The following is a 20,941-nucleotide window of genomic DNA, read 5'->3' as shown; positions in this document are numbered from 1 at the left end:
TCTTTTTTATGTGCAGTTTGCTGCAAGCCACAGATCCCTGCAAGGCGCGTCGCACTGGCGCTCGTGACGAGCCGTACGATGCAAACTCCGCATAATTTGCGGCTGCGCATTATTTCGTCCCAGTGAGACACAGCGCAGCGCGTTCTCCGCGATGTTGTTGTCTATCTCCACCGTGCCATCGTCGCAGTACAGCGTCAGCGCGAGCCATTGATTGAGCGAGTAGTTGATGGCCTTGGCCGTATCCGACTTCGTTGACAGCATCTGGAGCTTTGCCCTGAGCCATGCACCGTAGGTTTCAAGCAGCGGTTTGGCCTTCTCCTGCCGCACACGCAGCCGCTCGGCAGGCGGCTTGCCGCGGATACTGGCTTCGATGCCGTAGAGCTCGCCAATATAGTCGAGCGCCTTTTGCGTGGTTTCAGACGGCGTGCGCACGTGAATGTCGTACAGCTTTCTCCTCGCGTGCGCCCAGCATGCTGCCTCGCGCATCGAGCCGTCCCGGAACAGCTCGTTGAAGCCCGAATACGCGTCTGCCTGCAGGATCCCGCTGAAGCCGGTCAGATGGCGCTGGGGATGGACGCCTTGCCGGTTGGGCGAGTACGCAAACCAGACGGCGGCTGGTTCCTTCGAACCGGACCGACGGTCATCACGCACATAGACCCACAGCCGGCCTGTCTTTGTCTTCTTGTTGCCCGGCGCGAGCACAGGGATCGGCGTGTCGTCCGCATGGATCTTGAGGCCGCCCATCGCGTAGCGGCGCAGCGCTTTCACCAGCGGATCGACGAGCGCCTCGCACTGACCAACCCAGCGGCCCATGCTCGCCGGGTCCAGTTTGACGTTTTCGCGTGCAGCGATCTCCGACTGCCGGTAAAGCGGCTGGTGATCGGCATACTTGGCCACAAAGATCTCGGCAAGCAGGCTTGGGTGCGCGATGCCGCGCTGAATCGGCAGGCTCGGTGCCGGCGGCTGAACGATGCGACCGCAGCAGGCGCAGATCTTCTTGCGCCGGATGGTGCGGATGACCTTGAACGCTGCCGCGATGCGGCCGAGCTGCTCGGAGACGTCCTCGCCCAGCGCTTGCATCTGGCCGCCGCATTCGGCGCAGGTTGGCTCCGGCTCGAGCACGTGCTCCTCACGCGGCAGGTGGTCCGGGAGCGCCTCGCGCGAAGCACGTTCGGGCGCGTCGGACCTGCTCCTGCCGCCGGCCTGTGCTTCGCGCGTTTCGGCTGCGCCACGGCTGCCGGTCAGATCATCCAGTCGGGTCTCAAGTTCCGCAATTTGCCGGTCCAGTTTCTCGGACTTGCGGCCGAACTGCATGCGCTTGAGCTTGTCGATCTGTGCCTTGAGCCGTTCGATTTCCAGATCGCGCTCGGCCAGGGACGCCCGCGCCTCGAGCAACAAGGCCTTGAGTGCATCGATGTCATCAGGAAGGTCGCTGGCATCAGACATGCCACGCAGTTTACGCAGGTGTTGCGCGGTTTACAACATCGACAGTGGCTCGGCGGTACGGCGTGGCTGCCGCCAGTCGATGCCCTCAAGCAGCATCGACAGCTGGGCCTGGGTCAGATGGATCTTGCCGCTATCGGCCTGCGGCCAGACAAAGCGGCCACGCTCGAGCCGCTTTGCAAGCAGCCATAGCCCGTCGCTGGTAGCCCAAAGAATTTTTATCAGATCACCTCGACGGCCGCGGAAGATGAACACGTGACCGCCCAGCGGATTCTCCTGAAGCGCCGTCTGTACCTTGGCGGCCAGGCCCTGGAACCCGGAACGCATGTCGGTCACCCCCGCGGCAATCCAGATGCGTGTGCCCGCCGGCAGACCGATCATCGCGACAGCTCGCGAATCAGCAGCCGCAGTGTCTCCGGCGAGACCTCGCCGCGAATGCGCAGGCGTGCACGCTCGAACTCCACCTCGCAGACACTCTCCAGCGGCTCAGTTGTAGTGACCGTTGGCGGCGGCGCCTGTACAGACGTACCGTCGATGATGTTCACCGGCAATAACGGCGGAATCTCGCACTCCGCCTGCTCGGACAGCGTCGGCAGACCGTACGCTCCCTCGAGATACGCTCGCCGCCACTTGAAGAGCAGGTTCGCGTTGACATCATTGCCGCGCGCGATCAGGGCAACCGATGCACCCGGCTCAAAGGATTGCTCGACCAGGTGCCTCTTGAACTCGAGCGAGAAATTCGGCCGCTTGGTGCGTGCGCTTGATGTTTTGTCCACGTTGGTGCCCACAATAATTTGGTGGACACCAAATTACCCAAAGCATCGACCAGTCGTCCAGAATGGCCCTCGCGAGTTGCTTACTTTGTTCCGTCGATGCCGCCGCGATCTCCGACATGATGTCCGTCACTCGCGCGACCGCCTGAGTCACTTCCGCCATCGTCTTGCCCGCCTCACCGGCAAGCGCGGAGCCATCGCGAATCTTGTCGACGGAGTTGGCGATTAGCTCCTTGATCTCCTTCGCCGCGCTCGAAGAACGTTGAGCCAGGCTTCTGACTTCGCTCGCGACCACCGCGAAACCCCGTCCTTGTTCGCCTGCCCGTGCGGCTTCGACGGCCGCATTCAACGCGAGGATGTTCGTCTGGAATGCAATGCCTTCGATGATGCCCGTGATGTCCGCGATCTTGGTCGAACTATCGCTGATGTCATGCATCGTGTTCACCACCTGACCGACGACCTTGCTACCCTTTTGCGCCACTGTCGATGCATTCGCGGCCAGCATGCTGCCTTGCTGCGCGTTGTCGGCGTTCTGCTTAACCGTGGAGGTGAGTTCCTCCATGCTGGACGCGGTTTCCTGCAGCGACGCAGCCTGCTGCTCAGTACGCTGGCTCAGGTCCATATTGCCCGCCGCGATCTGACGGGCCGCGCCGGCGATGCTGGCGCTGCTGTCGCGCACCCGTCCGACAATCGCCGTCAACCGTTCGTTCATCTCGCGCAGGGCGCTCAACAGTTTGCTGATTTCGTTGTTGCCTTCGACGGTGATCCGCGTGCGCAGGTCGCCTTCCGACACGGTGCGCGCAACGTCGATCGCAAAACGCAGCGGTCCGGTCACCGCACGCGTGATCACCACGCACGCGCCGGCGGCGAGCCCCAATGCGATGAGGCAAATCGCGATCAGCAGATTGCGCTGGCTCTGGTAGTGAGCCTCGTATTCGTTGACGATTTGTTCCTGACGTCCATGCGTGTAGTCGGCATATGCGTTGGTCGCCTGAATCAGCGCGGCGAGCAGCGGCCGGCAACGATCGTCCAACTCGACGATCGCTTCGTCATGCTTGTTGGTGAGCGCGAGATTGACGATGTTGAGAGCAACCGGCCCATAAGCCGACTCCACCCGATTGATGTCGGCCACGAGGCTGCGCGCTTTCTCCGTCGTGTCGGTCGCAGTCGCGATCATGTCGTTGAGCTTTTTCAGGTCAGTTTGCACATCTTCGTGCGCGCGCGTCACGTCCGCTTTCTCTACTTCGAGATCCTGAGGTTTGGTCACGAGCACGAGGTTGCGCGCCGCGATCGCCCTGCGGTCCACAGCGGTTCGAACCTGTACCGCCATGTCGGCGCGTGCGTTGATGCCGTGTACAAAGTTGGCAAAACCATCGGTCGAATCGCTCAGCGCTTTCAAGGAGAGGCAGGAAACCGCGACGACAATGAAAGACAACATGCCGAAGCCGGCAATGAGTTTGGTCTTGATGGTGAGATGCTTGAGTGTCACGTTTTTTCTCCAATAACGAAACGTTAAAGCGTTCGCAATGGACTCTCAGGTCCGGGCGTGGGAGCGTCTATCTGGCTGCCGGTCATCGCGGCAGCCCCGCGCGGTTTGCCCTTCGTGGCTCCTATCGGACGCATGGCCAAAAGCGCGCCGAGCGCCGGGCAACAAATGGGTATCCCATTTATTGGTTATCGGACTGGATTCTTACTACTTAAGAAATTGCGGGTATTTCCTTGCCAACCTTGCGCGCGATGCGCGAAGAACGCGTCTTTTCGCATAATTTTGAATATATTTAGTCAGATGGTGAAAGCATTTCCTTTTCACTTCAGGGCGGATGCCGAGCAAATAGCCATCGCCGGGCCTGCAGCAACAAAAATGGCTTGAGCAAGCGGACGTCCACGGCTATGATTGAGCAATCACTCATTTATTATTTGTTGTTAAAGCGAACCGTCGTATGGCCCGTCCGAAAAGCGAAGACAAACGCAACGCCATTCTTGCAGCTGCCGCAGAGATCATCGCCGAGCAGGGCTTGGGTGCGCCCACCGCGCGCATCGCAAAACTCGCGGGCGTGGCTGAAGGAACACTGTTCACGTACTTCGACAACAAGGACGAGCTGCTGAACGAGCTCTACCTGGACATCAAGGCGGAGCTGCGGGAAGTGATGATGACCGCTTACCCAAAGCAAGCCAGCGTGCGTGAGCGCGCCCAGCACGTATGGAACAAGTTTGTCGATTGGGGCGTGGCCCAGCCGCAAAAGCGCCGGGCAATGGCGCAACTGTCCGTGTCGGAGCGCCTGACTCACTGCACGCGCGCGACGGGCATGGAGTCCTTCGCGGACATCAACGCAATGATTCAGGCAAGCGTGGCGAGCGGCGCGTTGCGTGATCATCCGCCGGCTTTCGTGTCGGCGATCATGGCGGCGCTGGCCGAAACCACCATGGATTTCATCGCTCGCGAACCGGCCGCCGCCGACCGTTACCGCAAGGCCGGCTTTGAAGCGTTCTGGCACGCGATCGTCCAGAACTAATTTTTTTGTCTAATTAATGAGTGATTGCTTGCTCATTTAAATGCAAGGAGCGCACTATGTCGAAAGTCTGGCTGGTTACCGGGAGTGCCCGTGGGCTGGGGCGTGAAATTGTCGAAGCGGCGTTGCGTGCCGGTGAGCGCGTGGTGGCTACGGCGCGCGATCCGCGTCAGCTGGTGGAGCTGGTTACGCGCTACGGCGAGCAGGTTCGGGCGGTCGCGCTGGATGTCACAGATCCGGCGGCGGCACGCCATGCGGTGCAAGCCGCTGTGGACGCATTCGGCCGGCTCGATGTGGTGGTCAACAACGCGGGCTTCGGCCACCTCGCACCGTTCGAGCAAACCACCGAGGACGATTTCCGCGCGCAGATCGAGACGAACTTCCATGGCGTCGTCAATGTGACGCGCGCGGCGTTGCCGGTGCTGCGGGGGCAGCGAGCCGGCCACATCATCCAGATTTCGTCGGTGGGCGGCCGGGTCGGGATCGCTGGTTTGAGCGCCTATCAGGCGGCGAAGTGGGCGGTCGGCGGCTTCACCGAGGTGATCAGCCAGGAACTCGCGCCGTTCGGCGTCCACGTGACTGCGCTCGAACCTGGCGGCATGAAAACAGAGTGGAGCACCGAGGCGAGCCGCGTGACGCCGGCGTTGCTGCCGGACTATGTGCCGTCGGTCGGCGCGGTAGCGGACATGCTGTCTCAGTACGTCGGCCATGAAACCGGCGATCCCGCGAAGGTGGCGCAAGTGGTACTGAAGCTCGCATATCACGATGCTTTGCCGGCCCATCTCTTACTCGGCAGTGATGCATTGCACTATGCCGGCGAAGGTGACAAGGCGCGCGCTGCAAGCGAGCAAGCGTGGCGAGCGGTCAGCATCGCGACCGACTTCTCCGCGCCGGCGCCGTTGCCGGCGTTTCCGGTCGCTGCGGCGAAAGCCTGAACACCAATCAACGCCCGCTGGCCGAGCGCGATCATGGAGCAAGCATCATGAAGGTTCTGATATTTGGCGCGACCGGCATGGTCGGACAAGGTGTATTGCGCGAATGCCTGCGAGCGGCCGACGTCGAGGCGGTCCTGACGATTGGCCGCACCGGCACCGGCCAGCTCGATCCGCGGCTCGTCGAGCTGATCCAGCCGGATCTGATGGACTACCGCGCGGCAGAGCCTTCGCTGAAGGGCTTTGACGCGTGCTTTTTCTGTTTGGGCGTCTCGTCCGCCGGCTTGTCCGAGGCCGACTATGCGCGCCTCACCTATGACCTGACGCTGGCGGCCGCGCAGACACTCGCCCGTCTCAATCCGCAAATGACCTTCGTCTACGTGTCCGGCGCGGGTACCGACAGCACAGAACGTGGCCGCAGCATGTGGGCGCGGGTCAAGGGCAAGACCGAGAACGCGTTGCGACGACTGCCGTTCAAGGCGGTCTACCTGTTTCGTCCCGGCGTGATCGAGCCGCTGAACGGCGCTCGTTCGAAGACCCGTGCGTACCGGCTGTTCTACACAGCGGCCAGACCTTTCCTGTCGACCCTGCGCGCGCTATTCCCCAACCACATTGTGAGCACCGAAGACATTGGCCTGGCAATGCTGACGGTTGCGCGGCATGGCGCGGCCAAAGCTGTGCTCGAGGTCGCCGATATCCGCGCGCTCAGCCGCCTCGCCTCCGAACCGGCGCTCGATCTGCCTGCCCGTTGAGGGTGCTGGTATCGCGCAATCCGCCGAAAACCCCATCGTCTCCTCCGTTTGACGCGTCTCGGCGTCTGGTAGGCTACCGGTTCACGGGACGCGCCTTCCGGCAGCGGCCAACCTCTTCACGCGCGTAGGTCAGCGCATGCTCGAATGCAAAACGCATGGTTACGCGCCGACCGAACATCGTGATTGCCATCAGTATCGTGGTGGCCAGCGCGATCCTTGCGATTGCGGTCTGGATATTGGCGCAGATGCGCGATGACGCGTTGCGGCGTGCACAGGACTCGGTTTTCAACGTGTCGTTGCTGATCGAGCGCGAAGTGTCGCGCAATCTCGAGATCTACGATCTGTCGCTACGGGCAGTACTCGACGGCCTGAAACAACCCGGTGTGCTGAACTTGTCGCCGGCGATCCGCCAGATGGTGCTGTTCGACAGCTCCGCCAGCGCAAAAGACCTCGGTTCGGTCCTGGTGGTCGACGCCGCCGGCAACGTCGTGTTCGATTCGCAAGCCTCTCCGCCACGCCCCGTCAATCTCGCCGATCGCGATTACTTCAAGGTGCAGCGCGACTCGTCGAACGCAGGCCTGTATGTCAGCCATCCGTTCATGCCCAAGATCACCGGCAAGGACATGAGTATTGCGCTGAGCCGGCGCGTCTCGAAGCCGGACGGAAGCTTCGGCGGCGTGGTGGTCGGCACGATGCGGCTCACTTACTTCAGGCGCCTGTTCGACGGCATGAATCTGGGCGCGGGTGGTTCGATGGCGTTGATGCTGAGTGACGGCACGATGCTGATGCGGCGTCCTTACGATCCAAAGATCATTGGTCGGAGTCTGATCGGCACCTCGAACTATTCACGCTTCGCCGTGCAGCCGAGCGGAGACTTCTTCGGCATCGCGGCGATCGACGGTGTCGAACGCTGGTACGCGTTCCGCCATATCGAGATGTATCCGCTGATCCTGGATGTCGCACTTTCGACGCGCGATATCTACACGGAGTGGCGGCGTCGTGCGTGGATTATCGGCACGCTGATCGCAGCGCTCGACGTGGCGATCATCGTGCTCGCCATGCTGTTCTCGCGGCAACCGCGACAGCGCCGCGTGGCCGTGCATCCGCCGCCGGGGTGATTTTATCCGGGTAATATATTGCGCTTTATTTATACCCGGGTATAATTCGACAAATTCATCGATCTGGAGTTTGTCATGACCCCCCATCCTGCTACCTGCACTGCCTTCGAGGGGCACCGCCGCATCGCTGCGGGCTCCTTGTCCGAGGTAGCGCTTGCTGTGCGAGCGGTGCTGGCGCGTGGCGAACAGGCACCTGTACTGATTTTCGACGACATCACGGGCCGTCTGGTCGAACTTGATTTGCGTGGCACGCCTGAGGAGATTCTGGGGCGGCTGGCAAACCAGGCGCCCGGCGAGCAACCCGCACCTACCGCTGAGGCTGAAGAAGAAGACATCCCGCGCGGCCGTGGCCGGCCCAAGCTCGGTGTGGTGGCGAGAGAGGTGACGCTGCTGCCGCGTCATTGGAGTTGGCTCAACGGGCAATCGGGCGGCGCCTCGGTTGCGCTGCGCAAACTGGTCGAAGCGGCGCGCTTGGCGAGCGAGGACAAGGACCGCAAACGCGCAGCGCAAGAAGCGGTGTATCGCTTCATGACCGCGCTCGCCGGCAATCTGCCTGGTTATGAAGATGCAACTCGCGCGCTCTACGCCAGCGATAGAACGCGGTTCGATCACATCGTCGCAGCATGGCCGGAGGATGTGCGCAGTCACACGCTCCGGCTTGCCGAAGCTGCACTCGTCACGCATCTGTAAAGTCGAGCGCACTTTGACGAGTGCGAGGCCACGAAGTGTAAGGACAAAAAAAAGCCGCTCACGCCGGGGGAGCGTGAGCGGAAAGTCGGAGAGTTACAACAACATCGCATGCGTTTACTCATGGGGTGAAACGCAGCAAACAAAGTTTAAGAGTTCGACTCGCTCCGATATATCGGACAAATCCCAATCAGTGCGCCAGCGAGCAAAGCGCATTGATGTAGCGAATCGGCCCCCTCCGCCAGGCATCCCTTACATCATCTTGTCCCGGTTATTCCCGCCATTTGTTGCTTCAAGTCTCTGCTACGGCCGCCGTAAAAGAGATGGGAGCGTCGCCACGCATCTGAGAAATCGCGAAATGTTCGCCATGGCGCAGCGACGCGATCGTCCCGTCAGGACTTTTGAAGGATGGTGAGATGAAGTGGTTTGACCGCATGACCGTATTCAGGAAGCTGCTCCTGGCATTTGCCGTTGTGATCGGATTCTGCGTCGTGATCGGCGGGAGCTCGCTGAAGACGTTGTCGTCGATGCATGACATTACCGACGCCATTTGCAACCAGCACATGAACGGCCTCTACTGGATGGAAGAGGCCAACCGCCACAAGATCGATTCCGATCTTGCCGCCGCGAATCTCGGCTACGCAACCGACGATGCCGGCCGACAAAAGTTGAAGGACGGCATCGTCGCATCGCTCAAGGAGATGCACGGCGCCTACGATCAGTATCGTGCGACCATCGCGACCAGCAAGGGTCAGGAGATGTTCGACGAAGTGCTGCGCAAGTCGGTCGTGTGGGAGAGCATCGTCCATCAGCAGATCGGTCTCGAACCGATTCCGGCCGGCGTCGACAACAACGAACTCGTGCGCCGCGCGATTGCGTCGAGCGAGGTGCTGCGCGATCGCATCACGGCGCTGATCGACTATCGCCGTCAGCAAGCCAACGAAGCACAGCAGGAGGCGAGCGCCGACTATCAGCACATGCGCATCGTGATGCTGGCGCTGGTGTTGGGCGCGATCGCGGCGGGCACGCTGCTCGCGACGATGATTGCGCGACGCCTCGCGCGTCAGCTCGGCGGTGAACCGGATTACGCAATGCACATCGCCAACCGTATCGCCGACGGCGACCTGAGCGTGCGCGTCGACACTCGTGCGGGCGACACCGACAGCATGCTGTTCGCGCTGCGCAACATGCGTGAGCGGCTGGCCGGCATCGTGTCGGGCATCAGCGAATCGAGCGAATCGATCCTGATGGCCTCGGGCGAGATCGCGCAGGGCAACACCGATCTCTCGCAACGCACCGAAGAGCAGGCCGCCGCGTTGCAGGAAACCGCGTCGAGCATGCAGGAATTGACGTCGACGGTGAAGCTGAACGCCGAGAACGCGCAGCAGGCGGGCGGCGTCGCGCATGGCGCGTCGGAAGTGGCGGCGCGCGGCAGCCACCTCGTCGGCGATGTGGTCGAGACGATGCGCGAGTTGGCGGCCGGCTCGAAGCGCATGACCGACATCATCGCGGTGATCGAGGGGATCGCGTTTCAGACCAACATTCTCGCGCTGAATGCAGCGGTGGAAGCAGCGCGTGCCGGGGAACAGGGACGCGGCTTTGCGGTGGTGGCGGGGGAAGTGCGTTCACTGGCCCAGCGCAGTGCGGTGTCGGCCAAGGAGATCAAGGAGCTGATCGAGAGCTCGACGGCGCGCGTGGGCAGCGGCGCTGAACTGGCCGAGCGGGCTGGTCAGACGATGGCGGAAGTCACGCATGCGGTGAAGCGCGTGACTGACATCATGGGTGAGATTTCGTCGGCCTCGCAGGAGCAGAGCACCGGCATCGAGGAAGTGAACCGCGCGGTCGCGCAGATGGACGACGTGACCCAGCAGAACGCGGCGCTGGTCGAGCAGGCGGCGGCTGCGGCGGCGTCGATGGCGGACCAGGCGAGGCAGTTGCAGGCGGCGGTCACGGTGTTCTCGCTGGACGCGGCACGGCACGGCTGATTGAGTGGCTGATGGTGAGCGGCGCGGCTGATCGCATAAGTTATCGTCAGTGCGTGACTGTGCGCCGGTGATGGATCAGTGGCGTGCTGCTCGCGCTGATGATCGTCGCGGGCATGGCTGCTTGTGTCGGTGATGGATCAGTGGTGTGCTGCTCGAGCTGGTGATCGTCGCGGGAGTGACTGCTTGCGTCGGTGATGGATCAGTGGCGTGCTGCTCGCGCAGGTGATCGTCGCGGGCGTGACTGCTTGCGCCGGTGATGGATCAGTGGGGTGCTGCTCGAGCAGGTGATCGTCGCGGGAGTGACTGCTTGCGTCGGTGATGGATCAGTGGGGTGCTGCTCGCGCAGGCGATCGTCGCGGGCGTGATTGTTTTGCGCCGGTGATGGATCCGTGGTGTGCTAGCTCGCGCTAGTGATCGTCGCGAGGGAGTGACTGCTTGCGTCGGTGATGGATCAGTGGCGTGCTGCTCGCGCAGGTGATCGTCGCGGGCGTGACTGCTTGCGTCGGTGATAGTTCAGGGCGGTGCGTGGTTACCTCCATGATATTCGAGGGCGTGGCGTCCGTAGCGCCCTTTGCGCGGTTTCAGGCATGCAAGTTGCCGCGCTTGCCAGGCCTGGTGGCTCTCCGTACACTCGCGCGTAATTCACCGACGGCGCAGTTCCCGGCGCCGTCCATCAAAACGCCGACAGAGGAGAACCCCCGCCATGGCCGATTCCTACTTCCCACGCTGGCGCGCCCAGCCGAACGCTGCCGAGGGCCGTATTGTCGGCACCGACGAGCGGCTTGCGTGGCCGCAGATGTTTGCAATGGGTATTCAGCACGTCGTCGCGATGTTCGGCTCGACCGTGCTTGCGCCGTTGCTGATGGGCTTCGATCCGAACCTGTGCATCTTCATGTCGGGGATCGGCACGCTGTTGTTTTTCGTGCTGGTGGGTGGGCGCGTACCGAGCTACCTCGGCTCGAGCTTCGCGTTCATCGGCCTTGTGATCGAGGTGACGGGGTATGGCGGCCACGGCCCGAACATGAACATTCCGGTGGCGTTGGGCGGGATCATCGCGTGCGGGGTGGTGTACGCGATCGTCGGCCTGATCGTCTCGGCGGTCGGCACGAAGTGGATTGAAACGCTGATGCCGCCTGTCGTGACGGGCGCGATCGTCTGCGTGATCGGGCTGAATCTTGCACCGATCGCGGTGCATGGTGTGAGCGGCAGCAACTTCGATTCGTGGATGGCGCTGGTGACCGTCTTGTGCGTCGGCGCGGTGGCGGTGTTTGCGCGCGGCATGCTGCAGCGTCTGTTGATTCTGATCGGTTTGCTGATGGCGTATGTCATTTATGCGATCGTGACGAATGGACTTGGCATGGGTAAGCCGATCGACTTTGCGATTGTGGCGAATGCTGCGTGGTTCGGTATGCCGCACTTCACGGCGCCGGTTTTCGATGTGCAGGCGATGACGCTGCTCGCACCGATTGCTGTGATTCTGGTGGCTGAGAATCTTGGGCATATCAAGGCGGTGAGTGCGATGACTGGTCAGAACCTGGATCGTTACGTCGGCCGTGCATTTCTCGGCGATGGACTTGCGACGATTGTCTCCGGTTTCGCTGGTGGCACCGGGGTGACGACTTACGCCGAGAACATTGGCGTGATGGCCGTGACCAAGATTTATTCGACACTGGTGTTTGTTATTGCTGCGGTTATTGCGCTGGTGCTTGGCTTTTCGCCGAAGTTTGGGGCGGTGATTCAGACCATTCCGGGGCCGGTGCTCGGCGGGGTGTCGATCGTTGTGTTCGGTTTGATCGCGGTGACTGGCGCGCGGATTTGGGTCGTTAATAAGGTGGATTTCTCCGACAATCGGAATCTGATTGTTGCGGCGGTGACGCTGGTGCTGGGGGCTGGGGATTTTTCATTGAAGCTTGGCGGGTTTGGGCTTGGTGGGATTGGGACCGCTACGTTCGGTGCGATCATTCTTTATGCTCTCCTGAGGAGGGAGCCGGCGCGGGGGCCGGTGGCTTGATGTTGGTTTTTTGCCTGTGCGGCGCTTGTTTGTCTGTGCTTTTATGGCGTTGGCCTTTCCTTGATTTGGTATTGGTCGATTAGCGTCGCCCCTGTGCGGGGCGGGCACCTACTTTTCTTTGCCTGCCGCAAAGAAAAGCAACCGTATTGGAAGTCAAGCGGGAACCTGTTCCTGGGTGCTGGATTTTCAATGTGGTCGCCAGTTCGTACAGGCGAGCGCAAACCACGCGAGTGATCGCGTTCAGGCACCGCATCCAGGCAAGGCTATACCGCCGGTTAATCCGTCGATGGGCTCCAGGGTGTTGAGTTATGGACCATGGCGTTGAGCGTCACGATGAGCTTGCGGATGCACGCGGTCATGGCCACCTTGAAGGGTTTGCCGGCTTTGCGCAGACGGTCGTAGAAGGCCCTGATCACCGGGTTGAAGCGCAGCGCGGGAATGCAGGCCATATAAAGCGCGCGCCGCACGATGGCACGACCGCCCTGAATGCGCCGCTTGCCGGTGTGCTTGCCGCTGTCGGAATTGAACGGTGCGACACCGGTGAGCGCGGCGATCTCGCGGCGGTTCAGTGAACCGAGTTGCGGCATGAATGCGATCAGCGTGGCCGCCGCACCGGGACCGATGCCGGGCACCGAGCGCAGCAGGTCCTCCTTCTGGCACCACGCGGGCGAAGCGCGCATGAACGAATCGATGTCCTTGTCGGCGACGGTGAGCTGCTGCTTGAGCCATTTGATGTGGTCATTCAGGCTTTCCTTCGCCGCGGCGTGAGCGCGCTCCAGGCGGGCCTTTTCGGCCACGAGCATGTCGATGAGCTGGGCACGGCGCAGCAGGAGTGCCTGCAGCTGCTCGGTCTGCACATCGTTGAGCGGACGCACGACGGGTTTGATGACGGCGGCGAAATGGGCGATGACGAACGCGTCGATGCGATCGGTCTTCGCCCGTTTGCCGGTGGCTTTGGCAAAGTCGCGCACCTGTCGGGGATTGACCGCGACCGCGCGCAGGCCGGCCTGGCAGAGCGCCCTGAGCACGGCGAGTTCGAGCTTGCCGGTGGCCTCCATGACGATCAGGGTGGGGTTCAGCGCGATCAGACGCTGGACCAGCTGGTCGATGGCGGCGGTTTGATTGTCGACACTGAAATGTTCGGTCGTGTCGTGGATGGCAACGTCGAGCGTGCTACCGCTGACGTCGATGCCGATATAAAGGGACGAAGAGGTCTGGTTCATCACGGTACCCATACTTGCAGGAAAATACGAGCTCGGGGCTCAGTCAACTGTTCGGGTTAAGAGGATGAAAAGGACAGTCGCTCAGGCTTTTCTGCGGGCTCGAGGCACTGTAGGCAGACGAGCTGACTGTCCGTGTGGCGACAACTGATCGGGTCGGCGCCACGGAGGGGAATATACAAGTAGGCAAAAGAAAGCGGCTCACACCGCTAATTCTTAAGCGGGTCCCCCGCACAGTCGCGGTAGTGGTGCATCTGGAATCTGTGCTCCCGCACATTTAGCGTGAGTGACAAGGCACTCATACTTCCCGCCTCGCCCTGCGTGCTCGCCGGAAGGAACGATCATGCAAACCAGTGGCTTTGTTCGGGGGTGGTGGGGGTCATCGGCTTCGCCTCGGCGAAATGCCGAATGAGCCAAATGAGTCAAATGAGTCAAATGAGCCGAATGAGCCGAATAAGCCGAATGAGCCGAATAAGCCGAATGAACCGACTAAGCTGATAAGCGCGAGTGGAGCGCGAACGCGAAACGCAGTAATTGGTTTTGAGAGATGCGCTTCGGCGCGCGCAGCGGCGCCGGAAGTATGACGGCTGTGTCACCAGGGCTGAATGTGCGAGGGCACGGATTCCAGATGCACCACTATCGCGACTGTGCGGGGGACCCGCTTAAGAATTTGCGGTGTGAGCCGCTTTCTTTTGCCTACTTTTCTTTGCGGCAGGCAAAGAAAAGTAGGTGCCCGCCCCGCACAGGGGCGACGCTAATAGACCGATAACAAATCAAGGAAAGGCCAACGCCATAAAAGCACAGACAACAAGCGCCGCGTAGGCAAAAAAATCAAGGAAAGGCCGACGCCGCAGGCCAAACAGAAACAAGCGCCGCGCAGGCAAACAGGTCAAGGAAGGGCCAACGCTGCAGGCATATAGAGACCAAGCGCCGCGCAGGCAAAAAAACCAACCTTCAGACGCCCATGATGCGGTAAGGCCGAAGTTTTATCCCGGCGGCGCGTCACGCCAGCGGTCAGCGGTCAGCGGCCAGCGGCCAGCTCCGCGGCGTCCAGCGAGCGCGGACAGCAAGCGTCCCCATAACGCGATGCACCGTAACAGTGCGCGCCACGCCCACAGCCGGCGCATCGCCCCTTTCACCGGTGCAATCTTTGATGCAAATTCCAACCGAATGTGCGCCACCGTGCGCATAGAGCTTGCTTAACATAGATCCATGACGCACATTTTGAGAAACGGTGCCGAGGTTGTTCGCCTCCGCGTTCGGACCGGCCCGGCTCTCGCGTGAGAGGATTGCATGACGATTGCGCAACACGAAAGGACGGCCAGCGCGCCGCATGGCTTCGATGTCGAGGTGACGTCGGGGCTCGAGCGTTTTTCAGCGCAGCATGGCGAGCTGACGTTGACCAGCGTGTTTCAACCGATTTTCAGCCTCTCGCACATGCGGGCGGTGGGCTACGAGGGGCTGCTGCGCGCGCACGATGCGCTCGACCGTCCCGTATCGCCGCTCGATGTCTTCGGCGAAGCGGCGCGTCTTGGCGACGTGCTGCAAGTCGACCGGCTCGCCCAGACTCTGCATCTTGAGAACTTCAAGGTGCTTGGCGCCGAGCGGGAATGGCTGTTCCTGAACGTCCATCCCGGCGCGCTCACCGATCCGTATCTCTCCGCCGCCTTGCTGGCCAACCTCAGACGGCTCGATCTGTCACCGCGGCGGATCGTGCTCGAGGTGCTCGAGCAGCGCGCGGAGGATCTCGAACGTCTCGCCGAGGCGGTACGTCAGTTCCGTGAGCGCGGTTTCCTGATTGCCCTCGACGACTTCGGCGCGGGCCACTCGAATGTCGAGCGGATCTGGCAATTGAATCCCGATATCGTGAAGCTCGACCGCATCATGCTGTCGCACGCCGCGCATCGTGCGGATATGGCAACGATCCTGCCGGGGCTGGTGGCGTTGCTGCACGAAGCGGGCAAACTGGTGCTGATCGAAGGCGTGGAAACAGAGCATGAAGCGCAGATGGCGCTCGCCTGCGACGCTGACTTCGTGCAGGGCTTTTTCTTCGGCCGGCCCAATCCCGGCGCGGCCGATGCGGCGCACGCCGCGACTTGCATCAGCGAAGTCACCGACCGTTATCGCGATCAGGCCGAAGCGCGCGAGCGCCGCAATGCGAGCCGTCTCACACCGTACTTGCGGGCGTTCGAGCGCGCCGCGGAGCGGCTTGCCGCTGGTGAACCGCTCGAGGAAGTGTGCTGGAATTTCCTCGCGCTCGACCATGCCGCGCGCTGCTTCCTGCTCGATGCGAAGGGCAAGCAGGCGGGTCGCAACGTCGTATTGCGCGCCGATCGCGCGGCGCATGAGACGCGCTTTTTGCCGTTGGCCGATGCGCAAGGGGCGAACTGGCTGCGTCGGCCGTATTTCCGCGCGGCGATCAATGCACCGGAACGCGTGCATGTGACGCGTCCGTATCTGTCGATCAACGAGGCGTTGCCGTGCGTGACGCTCTCGGTGGCGACGCGAGTCGGCGAGCAGACGTGCGTGCTGTGCGGCGATATCGATTGGGTTGAGGAATAGCGGCTCTCCGATGGTTCGATTGGGAGAGAGACGGTTCTGGTGGTCCAGATCGAGAAGGTGAGCGGTGGCTTGGTGGTCCAGATCGAGAAGGTGAGCGGCGGTTTTGTGGTCCAGATCAAGAGGGGCGAACAGTGGTTCTGAGATCATGTCGTTTTTAACGACACTCAGCCACGCCTATGTCCGTCCTACTCGAAGTGATCGCCACGACCGTTGCCGACGCCCGGCTTGCAGCGCAGGCGGGTGCGAACCGTCTTGAACTCGTCACCGCGATGGGCGAAGGTGGTCTGACGCCGAGCCTCGGGTTGATCGAAGCGGTGGTTGCCGCGATAGATATCCGGGCGGCTGGCGCACAGGCGGCTGGCGTCCTGGCCGCTGACGTTCCGGCGGCCGGCGTTCCGGTTGCCGGCGTCCCGGCGGCCAGCGCTCCGGTCAACGTCATCGTGCGACCGCATAGCCGCATCGTTCGTCTACGATGCGGACGATTACGCCGTGATGCTGCGCGACGTGCGCGCCGTCAAAGCGGCCGGTGCGAACGGCGTGGTGATCGGCATGCTGACGGCAGACGGTGAGATCGACCGCGAAGGCCTCGCGCGCGCAATCGATGCGGCGGATGGTCTCGCCATCACCTTCCATCGTGCGTTCGACGAAACGCGTGATCTACGAGAGGCGCTCGACGTGCTGCTCGGTTTCGATGCCGTGACGAATGTCCTGACCTCGGGCGGAAAACCATCGGTACTGCATGCAGAGTCGATCATGCGCGACCTGGTGCGGCAAGCGGCCGGGTCACACTGCACGGTGCTGGCGGGCGCGGGTCTGACGATCGATGCAGTGGCCGGCTTCGTGAGCGCGACGCAAGTTCAGGCGGTTCACTTCGGTTCGGGCGTGCGAGTCGGCGGCAACGGCCTCGCGCCGGTCGATGCGGCAAAAGTCGCGCAGGTGCGAGCGCTTCTGGACGCAAAGCATAGCTGATTCATCAGGACGACAATCAGCGCTATTGGACGCAGTGCGTAGCAAAACGATCCGGCAGAAAATCAACGCTACTGGAGGCAACGCGTAACAAATCCATCAGGCAAAAAAATGCCGCTTCGAGGTTCAACTCGAAGCGGCATTTTTCATCCACGGGCGAAAGAATTTACTTCGCCACGACCACCGGAATCCCGCGCAACTGTCCGGCGCCCTTCACCTCTTCCAACGACTTTTTCACCGACGCGCTCGTCGCCGCTTCGATCTGCAAGCGCGCAGCGAGATCAAGCTCGCCGCGCTTCACGCCCGCCAGATTCGCCAGTTTCACGTGACCGTAGCCGCGTATACGAGCATGCAGATCGGCGAGCTTCGCGACGTCTTCGAGATTGTTCGCGTTGAGCTTCGCAAAAGCACGTTGCAGCGTGGCTTCATAGTCGTCTGCAAGTTCGCGTTCCATTTTGCGTTCCAGCGTGCGGCCGAACGGATCGAACATCGTGCCACGCAGACCGCTGAATTTCGCCATCACGCCGAGCACCGGCCACATCCACTGACCGAAAGTCTTCTTGGTCGGATTGACGCCCGGTTGTGGACGCGTAAGCGTCGGCGGCGCGAGGTTGAACTTGATGCCGAAGTCCTTGCCCGCCACGCCTTCGAATTGCGCCTCCAGTGCTTCACGGAACGCGCTGTCCGTATGCAGGCGCGCCACTTCGTATTCGTCCTTCACCGCAAGCAGACGATAGAACGTCGTCGCAACCGCGCGCGTGATGCGCTCGCTCTTTGCATCCACCGCGGTTTCGGCGCGGCGCGCCGCATCGACCAACGCGCGATAGCGCTTCACGTAGCTCGCACCACCGTAGGTCTGGAGACGGCCCTCGCGATGCGCGATCAGTTCGTCGAGCGTATCGACACGCACCGGCTCCTTGGCCAGATGCCGTGCTTGCCACAGCGATTCGAGCGCGGCCGGATCTTCAGCGGCCACGCGGCCGATTGAAAACGCCAGTTGATTCATCTGCACCGCGACGTTGTTCAACTCGATCGCGCGCATCATCGCGCCGAACGAGACCGGCACGAGGCCGAGTTGCCAGGCATAGCCGAGCATCAGAATGTTTGCGCCGATGGTGTCGCCGAGGAAACGTGTAGCGAGCGCCTGGGCGTCGCACGTCGACATGCGGTCAACGCCCGCCGCGTGACGCATCTTGTCGATTAACGCGTCGGCATGCAACGTCGCGTCCGGGTTCTGCACGAAGGTCGCGTTCGGAATGGCGTGCGTGTTGACGACGATCCGCGTGCGGCCATGACGCACCGTTTGCAGCGCATCGGCGCTCGCGCCCACTACCATATCGCAGGCGAGCAGCACGTCGGCCTGTTGCGTGTCGATGCGCACCTGATTGAGCCACTCATCGCGCGCGGCGAAACGCACGAACGACAGCACCGAGCCGCCCTTTTGCGCGAAGCCCATGAAGTCGAGCACCGAGGCGCTCTTGCCTTCCAGATGCGCAGCCATGCTGATCAATGCGCCGACCGTCACGACACCGGTGCCACCTACGCCCGTCACCAGGATGTCATACGGCGCGGCATCGAGATGCGTCGCGGGAATCGGCAACGCGTCGACGCGTGCGGCGAGGGCAACAGGATCGAACGCGGCGCCTGCGGCTTTCTTCAGCTTGCCGCCTTCCACAGTGACGAAGCTCGGACAGAAACCGTTCACGCAAGAATAGTCTTTATTGCACGACGATTGATCGATGCGGCGCTTGCGCCCCAACGCGGTTTCAACCGGTTCAACCGACAAACAGTTCGACTGCACGCCGCAATCCCCACAGCCTTCGCAAACTTCCTCGTTGATGAAGAGACGCTTGTCCGGATCGGGAAACTCGCCTTTTTTCCTGCGACGCCGTTTTTCCGCCGCACAGGTCTGGTCATAGATCAGCACGGTCACGCCGTCGGTATCGCGCAATTCGCGCTGGACGGTGTCCATTTCGCTGCGATGGTGGAACGTCGTGCCCTTCGGAAACTGGTCGTGATGGCCGTCGTATTTCTCCGGCTCATCGCTGACTACGACGAAGCGCGACACGCCTTCGGCCTCCACCTGACGGGCGATTTGCGGCACGGAGATACTGCCGTCGACCGGTTGGCCGCCTGTCATCGCGACCGCGTCGTTATAGAGAATCTTGTACGTGATCGTGGCTTTCGCGGCCACCGCCTGGCGGATCGCAAGAATGCCCGAGTGAAAGTAGGTACCGTCGCCGAGATTCTGGAATACGTGGCGCGTTTTCGTGAACATCGAATGCGAGGCCCAATCGACGCCTTCACCGCCCATCTGAATCAGGCCGGTGGTATCGCGCTCCATCCACGACGCCATGAAATGACAGCCGATCCCCGCATGCGCGATCGAACCTTCAGGCACTTTGGTCGACGTGTTGTGCGGGCAGCCCGAGCAGAAATACGGCGTACGTTTCACGCTATCCGCGGCATTCGAGAGGATCTGCGGCGCTACCAGATCGACCACACGCTCGCGGCGATCCAACGCCGGCTTGTGTTTCGCGAGCCAGTTCGCGAACACCGGCAGAATGCGTGACGGCCGCAGTTCACCCAGCGACGACAGCAGCAGCGTGCCGTCTTCGGCATTCTTGCCGACCACGATCGGCCGCGCGCCTTGCGTGCGGTTGTACAGATAGTCTTTGATCTGCTGCTCGATGACCGGGCCTTTTTCCTCGATCACCAGCACTTCGGACAAACCGGACACGAACGCGTCGATGCGCGTCATTTCCAACGGGAACGACAGGCCCACTTTGTAGATCCGCACGCCGGCCGTTTCGAGATCGGCGACGGTCAGATCGAGCCGGCGCAGCGTTTCCATCAAGTCGAGATGCGCCTTGCCGCACGTGACGATACCCACGTTCGCATGCGGACTCGGCGCAATCCATTTGTCGATGCTGTTGGTGCGCGCGAAATGGCGGACGGCGTCGAGCTTTGCGTGCATCCGCGATTCGATCGTCAGGCTGGGCAGATCGGGCCAGCGGTTATGCAGGCCGCCTGCGGGCGTTTCGAAATCCTGTGGGGTCGCCCATTCGGTTTGCAGCGCGTCGAGGTCTACCGTCGAGCCGGATTCGACCGTTTCCGAGATCGCCTTGTAGCCGACCCAGGCACCCGAGAAACGCGACAGCGCCCAGCCATACAGGCCGAATTCGAGCATGTCGGCGATGTTCGACGGATTCACCACCGGCATGTGCCACGCCATCAGGGCGAAGTCGCTCTGGTGCGGCATCGACGACGACACGCAGCCGTGGTCGTCGCCCGCCACCACCAGCACGCCACCGTGCGGCGACGAGCCGTACGCATTGCCGTGTTTCAGCGCATCGCCCGCGCGATCCACGCCGGGGCCCTTCCCGTACCACATCGCGAACACGCCTTCGACGGTGCGCTCAGGGTCTGATTCCACCCGCTGCGTACCAAGCACCGCGGTGCCGCCCAGTTCTTCGTTGATCGCTGGCAAAAAGCGAATATCACTCGCTGTGAGCAGTTTTTTCGCTTTCCACAACTGCTGGTCGACCATGCCGAGCGGCGAGCCGCGATAGCCGCTGATGAAGCCGGCCGTGTTCATGCCGCGCGCGCGGTCGGCTGCGCGCTGCATCAGCGCGAGGCGCACCAGCGCCTGCGTGCCGGTCAGGAAGATGCGGCCGCGCGTGGCGGTGAGGTTGTCGGACAGCTTGTAGTCGGCGAGAGCGGGCGTGCCGTCGATGGGCAGGCGAGCGGTCATGGGTGAGTCTCCATTTGTCGATCGGAGTTAGTGCTTCAGCACTGACTCCGATCCCATGCAATTTGATTGCTGTTTGCGTCCGCGCGCAGTGGATAGGGACCAAAAGGTGACGCGGCGAAAGAGACTCTATTTTTTAGCGCCGATTGGAGTGAATTTTTTCTACTTGGCTAGGCGTTCAACGAAACAGCGCGACGAGCCACGCGTTTTAATGAAGTTTTGAGATGGATC

General features: G+C 61.8%; 12 protein-coding genes and 3 pseudogenes. 9 read left to right on the top strand and 6 right to left on the bottom strand.

Annotated features, from left to right (window positions below):
* Positions 1-108: 108 nt before the first annotated feature.
* The 4 genes and pseudogenes from tnpC to P0D84_RS19505 form a co-directional block, all read right to left on the bottom strand.
* Positions 109-1,446, bottom strand: a pseudogene (tnpC, locus tag P0D84_RS19520) (IS66 family transposase); the annotation flags it as partial.
* A gap of 30 nt (positions 1,447-1,476) precedes the next feature.
* A complete protein-coding gene (gene tnpB, locus P0D84_RS19515; RefSeq protein ID WP_408243351.1) occupies positions 1,477-1,824 on the bottom strand; it encodes an IS66 family insertion sequence element accessory protein TnpB in 348 nt (115 codons plus the stop codon).
* Complete coding sequence (tnpA, locus tag P0D84_RS19510; protein WP_408337155.1) at positions 1,821-2,219, bottom strand: IS66-like element accessory protein TnpA; 399 nt, start codon at positions 2,217-2,219, stop codon at positions 1,821-1,823. The genes tnpB and tnpA overlap by 4 nt, the downstream gene beginning before the upstream one ends.
* Positions 2,137-3,705: a methyl-accepting chemotaxis protein gene (locus tag P0D84_RS19505; protein WP_408339051.1), complete on the bottom strand. Its 1,569-nt coding sequence runs from the start codon at positions 3,703-3,705 to the stop codon at positions 2,137-2,139. Before P0D84_RS19505 ends, tnpA begins: the two co-directional genes overlap by 83 nt.
* Before the next feature lie 451 nt (positions 3,706-4,156).
* Here P0D84_RS19505 and P0D84_RS19500 point away from each other — a divergent pair, with 451 nt between their 5' ends.
* The 7 genes and pseudogenes from P0D84_RS19500 (at position 4,157) to P0D84_RS19470 (ending at position 12,211) form a co-directional block, all read left to right on the top strand.
* Positions 4,157-4,729, top strand: coding sequence for a TetR/AcrR family transcriptional regulator (locus P0D84_RS19500; protein ID WP_408339049.1), 573 nt, complete (start codon positions 4,157-4,159; stop codon positions 4,727-4,729).
* A 56-nt stretch (positions 4,730-4,785) separates the two neighbouring features.
* On the top strand, positions 4,786-5,661 hold the full coding sequence (locus P0D84_RS19495) for an SDR family NAD(P)-dependent oxidoreductase (protein WP_408339047.1): 876 nt from the start codon (positions 4,786-4,788) through the stop codon (positions 5,659-5,661).
* A gap of 47 nt (positions 5,662-5,708) precedes the next feature.
* A complete protein-coding gene (locus P0D84_RS19490) occupies positions 5,709-6,410 on the top strand; it encodes an NAD(P)H-binding protein (protein WP_408339045.1) in 702 nt (233 codons plus the stop codon).
* Between the two features lie 155 nt (positions 6,411-6,565).
* Positions 6,566-7,507 (top strand): annotated as a pseudogene (locus P0D84_RS19485) (diguanylate cyclase); the annotation flags it as partial.
* 96 nt (positions 7,508-7,603) lie between these two features.
* Positions 7,604-8,218, top strand: a complete 615-nt coding sequence (locus P0D84_RS19480; protein WP_408339043.1) for a DUF2239 family protein — start codon at positions 7,604-7,606, stop codon at positions 8,216-8,218.
* A gap of 413 nt (positions 8,219-8,631) precedes the next feature.
* Positions 8,632-10,200, top strand: coding sequence for a methyl-accepting chemotaxis protein (locus P0D84_RS19475; RefSeq protein WP_408339041.1), 1,569 nt, complete (start codon positions 8,632-8,634; stop codon positions 10,198-10,200).
* A gap of 703 nt (positions 10,201-10,903) precedes the next feature.
* Positions 10,904-12,211, top strand: a complete 1,308-nt coding sequence (locus P0D84_RS19470) for a solute carrier family 23 protein (RefSeq protein WP_408339039.1) — start codon at positions 10,904-10,906, stop codon at positions 12,209-12,211.
* Between the two features lie 275 nt (positions 12,212-12,486).
* On the opposite strand, the gene P0D84_RS19465 is transcribed toward P0D84_RS19470, so the two are convergent.
* Entirely contained in the window at positions 12,487-13,434 is a 948-nt protein-coding gene (locus tag P0D84_RS19465; protein ID WP_408339037.1) for an IS110 family RNA-guided transposase, read from the bottom strand.
* Positions 13,435-14,724: 1,290 nt separating this feature from the next.
* On the opposite strand from P0D84_RS19465, the gene P0D84_RS19460 reads away from it, so the two are divergent.
* Positions 14,725-15,993, top strand: coding sequence for a sensor domain-containing phosphodiesterase (locus tag P0D84_RS19460; RefSeq protein WP_408339035.1), 1,269 nt, complete (start codon positions 14,725-14,727; stop codon positions 15,991-15,993).
* A gap of 176 nt (positions 15,994-16,169) precedes the next feature.
* A pseudogene (locus P0D84_RS19455) lies at positions 16,170-16,962 on the top strand (copper homeostasis protein CutC).
* 163 nt (positions 16,963-17,125) lie between these two features.
* Here the strand turns inward: P0D84_RS19455 and P0D84_RS19450 are convergent.
* On the bottom strand, positions 17,126-20,713 hold the full coding sequence (locus P0D84_RS19450; protein WP_408339033.1) for an indolepyruvate ferredoxin oxidoreductase family protein: 3,588 nt from the start codon (positions 20,711-20,713) through the stop codon (positions 17,126-17,128).
* Positions 20,714-20,941: the final 228 nt, after the last annotated feature.

Source organism: Paraburkholderia sp. RL17-337-BIB-A (genome assembly GCF_046025895.1).
In the GTDB taxonomy this organism is placed as follows: domain Bacteria; phylum Pseudomonadota; class Gammaproteobacteria; order Burkholderiales; family Burkholderiaceae; genus Paraburkholderia; species Paraburkholderia fungorum_C.
This window is presented reverse-complemented; position numbering and strand designations above follow the sequence as displayed.

Excerpts from the sequence above, each read along its gene's own strand:
- tnpB (WP_408243351.1), bottom strand. The coding sequence starts at position 1,824 with ATGATCGGTCTGCCGGCGGGCACACGCATCTGGATTGCCGCGGGGGTG.
- P0D84_RS19500 (WP_408339049.1), top strand. The coding sequence starts at position 4,157 with ATGGCCCGTCCGAAAAGCGAAGACAAACGCAACGCCATTCTTGCAGCT.
- P0D84_RS19495 (WP_408339047.1), top strand. The coding sequence starts at position 4,786 with ATGTCGAAAGTCTGGCTGGTTACCGGGAGTGCCCGTGGGCTGGGGCGT.
- P0D84_RS19490 (WP_408339045.1), top strand. The coding sequence starts at position 5,709 with ATGAAGGTTCTGATATTTGGCGCGACCGGCATGGTCGGACAAGGTGTA.
- P0D84_RS19480 (WP_408339043.1), top strand. The coding sequence starts at position 7,604 with ATGACCCCCCATCCTGCTACCTGCACTGCCTTCGAGGGGCACCGCCGC.
- P0D84_RS19475 (WP_408339041.1), top strand. The coding sequence starts at position 8,632 with ATGAAGTGGTTTGACCGCATGACCGTATTCAGGAAGCTGCTCCTGGCA.
- P0D84_RS19470 (WP_408339039.1), top strand. The coding sequence starts at position 10,904 with ATGGCCGATTCCTACTTCCCACGCTGGCGCGCCCAGCCGAACGCTGCC.
- P0D84_RS19465 (WP_408339037.1), bottom strand. The coding sequence starts at position 13,434 with ATGAACCAGACCTCTTCGTCCCTTTATATCGGCATCGACGTCAGCGGT.
- P0D84_RS19460 (WP_408339035.1), top strand. The coding sequence starts at position 14,725 with ATGACGATTGCGCAACACGAAAGGACGGCCAGCGCGCCGCATGGCTTC.
- P0D84_RS19450 (WP_408339033.1), bottom strand. The coding sequence starts at position 20,713 with ATGACCGCTCGCCTGCCCATCGACGGCACGCCCGCTCTCGCCGACTAC.